The organism is Flammeovirga aprica JL-4 (assembly GCF_012844305.1).
GTDB lineage: Bacteria > Bacteroidota > Bacteroidia > Cytophagales > Flammeovirgaceae > Flammeovirga > Flammeovirga aprica.
In genome coordinates, this window is record NZ_JABANE010000233.1 from 1 (window position 1) to 3,436 (window position 3,436).

Sequence of the window (3,436 nt, forward strand, 5' to 3'; positions counted from 1 at the left end):
GGCACAATGGCGTGTGAATTTTTGGCACAATATGAGTGAAATGGGTGGCACAACGGCGAACGGTGTATCCACCATATAAGCATTGACTAAATGATAATTTAAGTGCAGTTCCAATAACTGCTTCTTAACCTTCAAAAATGGTTTATGATTTAAAGCACAAACCGCTTCTATTGTAAGTGTATCTACAGATTGTGCCATTCTTTCTCTTTCCGCTTTTTCTAAAGCTTCCCTTGGAATCCAGTCTATTGGAAACAATTTAAAATGCTGATAATAATCCTCTAACATTAATCTAGCACCCCTTACCCAATCCTTATCTTTTTCATTTTCAACATACTTAGTGAAATCTAGTTTATACTTTGTAGAAGGGATCTCTTGAGGATTCATTTCCAACTTCAATAAATAATTATTCACCAATTCATAATTAAGATCCAATTCGATCTTCTCTTTCTTACTGATTTCAAGACGATTTTCTTTTGACTTAATATGAATTATTCCAATACATCTAAAACCAATTGTTGCCGACGGGACTTTATAATTGTAATCTTCGGTTATGCTAATATCATCAAGGTTATTATTAAAAGACCCTCCTTTTGCTATGTCTCTTTCAGAAATCATCTCAGAAACGTTACCTATCATATTATAAATACCATACTGATTGGGATAGTAATAATACACTGATTTTAATGGAAAAAAATCCTTTTGATACTCAAACAATTCTCCTTTTGAATCATAAAAGTTCTCATTGATATTAAACTCCATCGGCTGAATACTTGAAGGTAGTTCACCGCTCTTAACCCCTTCTTTTAATTTGGATCTAATAGCAGATTCAAACTCCTTAAATTGTGTTTTTGAAAGTTTGTTTTGATTCCCTTGCAAATATTTCTTAGAAAATGGGCGATACATGCCATAAGGGTATTTTACAGGATCTAATCCTCCCTTTGCTGCATATTCCCATTCTTCTTTTGTAGGTAAACGGTATTCAACACTTATTATATAATTGTTCCATTTTTTATATTTCTCAGCTATTGCTTTTTGAATATTTTTGGTAACAATCTCAGAACGCCACTTACAGTAATTAATCGCTTGATCATAGGATACACCAACCACAGGCTGATAACGGTTGAGTGGATATATATAATAATAGATATTGTTTTCCTTTACAAATGGAATATTGAAATCTTTCCAACAAGAAGTTTCAATAGTATTAAATAGCTTAAATCTCTTTCTATTATTGAGAGAATGCTGAAAAAAAATCCAGCCTATATTTGAAACTTCAAACTGATCTATAATTACACTATCATTCAATTGAATAGCTGAAGAAAAAATATGATCCGAAAATCTTTTGTAAACTTCTGTAACAGAAACTTGAGCATAACAATTGAAAGAGATAATACAGAAGAAAAGTAGAAATTTAGTTTGCATGTTGGTGTTATTAGAAATAAGTAAAAATGTCACACATAATTCAATTTCAAATTAACAAAATATTTACAAACACACCAAAGAAACATTACCTTCTTCCTTTGCTTTTTATTTAGTCTACCCAATAGTATTTCTTACCATAAACTACCTATTTTCAAGATTAAGAATCATCATGATCAGATATTAAAGGTATATGATTTAATTCTAAACCTTCATAAAAAGCACTCCTATTACTTTTAAATGGTGATATAAAACTATTTGTATCAAACATTTTTTTAAATAAATAGAAGTATGACTAATGTAAGAATTACATTACTTATCAACCTGAGCATTTTCCTTTTTTTCTTTTCACCTACTATCGTCCATGCCCAACAGCCCAATGTGTTGTTTTTGACTTCAGACGATTTGAACTTTGACTCCGTAGGTGCTTATGGCTCTAAAGTAAAAAATGTCACACCTAATATTGACAAACTTTCAAAACAAGGTGTATTATTTGAACATGCTTATGTACAAGCTCCAAGTTGTTGTCCTTCTAGAAATGTTTTTCATACTGGTCAATATTCTCATAATAGTGGCATGGAAGGTTTTTTCAGTGTAGATTTCCCTCAAGCAACACTTCCTGAAGCATTGAGGCAAAATGGGTACTTTACGGGAATTATTCAAAAAGTAATTGACTCTACTCCTACAAACAACACCCAAAAATACTGGGATTTTGTAGCTGATTTTGATAAAATGAATTCAAGAACCGCCAATAAATATAAAACGGCTTTTGAAGAGTTAATTGATAATGCAAAAGCTTCTAATAAACCTTGGTATGCTTCCGTAAATGTACAAGACCCACACCTGCCATTTTATAGAGGCAAGAAAACCAAAAAAGGATTTGACAAGAATCCTCCTTCCCTAATTTTTGATCAAAAAGATATTCCTATCCACCCTGTCCTTCCTCAATATGATAACTTTCAGGAAGAAATGACAGACTACTACAATACCGTTCGCAGAGGTGATGATTGTATTGGTGATATTCTAAAAGTATTAGAAGAAAAAGGTATGACTTCCAATACTTTAATCGTTTATATCTCTGACCACGGCATGGCTTTCCCTTTTGTAAAATCCAATTTATATCCTCAGAGTGTAAAAACACCTTGGATTGTAGTTTGGCCTGATCAAATCAAGAAAGGAAAAAGAGATAAAAAACATATGATTTCAGCCATTGACATGATGCCTACTGTACTTGAAGCTACACATACCGAAACTTCAGGAACATTAGCAGGCCGTTCATTAATGCCTCTACTAAAAGGTGAAAAAGAAAACGACCGTGAATATGTTTTTGTTGAACATAACGAAGGGCCGACCGCAGATCCTCGTCCAATGCGTGCAGTGCACTCCAAAGATTTTGTCTACATTTTCAATGCTTGGGGAACGGGTAATTATAATGCAATTATGGAGTGTCGCTGGTACAGATCGTATGGAACATATGCTACCTTATCAAAAGAACGTCAAGAGGTAAAGGATCGTTTTGAGTTCCTCAACCACCGAACTGTTGAAGAGCTTTACGATACCAAAAATGATCCTTATTCAAAAAATAACCTTATCAATGATCCAAAATATGCAGATGTAGTCAAAGATTTACAAAACAGAATGAAAGACTGGATGAGAACCACAAATGATTATGCTTTGGAAGGCTTTCTTGTAAAAGATGATTTGACAAAATTGGGGGAATTTATGGAAAAAAGAATTGCTATCTCAAAGGAACGTGCCACTCGTCTAGAATGGAAACGAGAGGTAAAACATAAAGGCAGACCTGCTGGAAAGTTGGAGGAACTTGGGGATGCTAATATTGTGAGGTTGGAGAAATAGAGAAAAAAGCTTTGAGTTTTTCACTTCAGAAAGTAAAAGGATGTTGATTTCCAACAGCATCCTTTTACTTATCATTATGTGAAGTCCTAAAATAACGATACACTAAAACAATCGTTATTATGGAAAATAATAAAAGTCAATACGTTAAAAGAACTCAGAA

At 33.1% G+C, this 3,436-nt stretch carries 2 protein-coding genes; one reads left to right on the forward strand and one right to left on the reverse strand.

Going from position 1 to position 3,436, the window contains the following annotated elements:
* Positions 1-1,422: SUMF1/EgtB/PvdO family nonheme iron enzyme (locus tag HHU12_RS33330; protein WP_169661047.1), on the reverse strand; the 1,422-nt coding region annotated here is incomplete at its 3' end.
* A gap of 288 nt (positions 1,423-1,710) precedes the next feature.
* Here HHU12_RS33330 and HHU12_RS33335 point away from each other — a divergent pair.
* Complete coding sequence (locus HHU12_RS33335; protein WP_169661048.1) at positions 1,711-3,276, forward strand: sulfatase family protein; 1,566 nt, start codon at positions 1,711-1,713, stop codon at positions 3,274-3,276.
* The last annotated feature ends 160 nt before the right edge of the window (positions 3,277-3,436 follow it).